This is a genomic window from Citrobacter sp. Cc139, from assembly GCF_030334645.1.
Lineage (GTDB): Bacteria > Pseudomonadota > Gammaproteobacteria > Enterobacterales > Enterobacteriaceae > Citrobacter > Citrobacter werkmanii.
In genome coordinates this window covers 1-333 of sequence record NZ_JAOWDM010000054.1, presented here as the reverse complement: position 1 = coordinate 333, position 333 = coordinate 1, and the positions used below count along the sequence as shown (strand labels likewise).

The window sequence follows — 333 nt, the reverse complement described above, 5'->3', positions numbered from 1 at the left end:
GTGCAGGTCACCGATGACGCGGGGAACGTGCAGACCTCCACGGCGCTGGCTGTGACGGTGGACACCACCGTGGCGGCGCCGGTGATCGCCCTGAGCGACGACACCGGCACGGCGGGGGATAACCAGACCCGCGACGCCACCCCGGGCTTCACTGTCAGCACCGATCCGGACGTGTTCAGCGTGATGGTGAGCATCGACGGCGGTAAGCCGGTGGCGGCGACGAAGGCCGCCGACGGGCAGTGGCATATTGACAGCAGCGCGCTGGCCGACGGCGACCACTCCATCGTGGCCACCGTCACCGACCTCGCCGGCAACACCGCGACGTCCTCACTG

1 protein-coding gene is annotated in these 333 nt (G+C 69.7%); it reads left to right on the top strand.

The window, feature by feature from the left end; all coding sequences use genetic code 11:
• Positions 1-333, top strand: a 333-nt coding sequence (locus OGV69_RS01445) for an Ig-like domain-containing protein (protein ID WP_286469014.1), incomplete at both ends; no start/stop codon positions are given.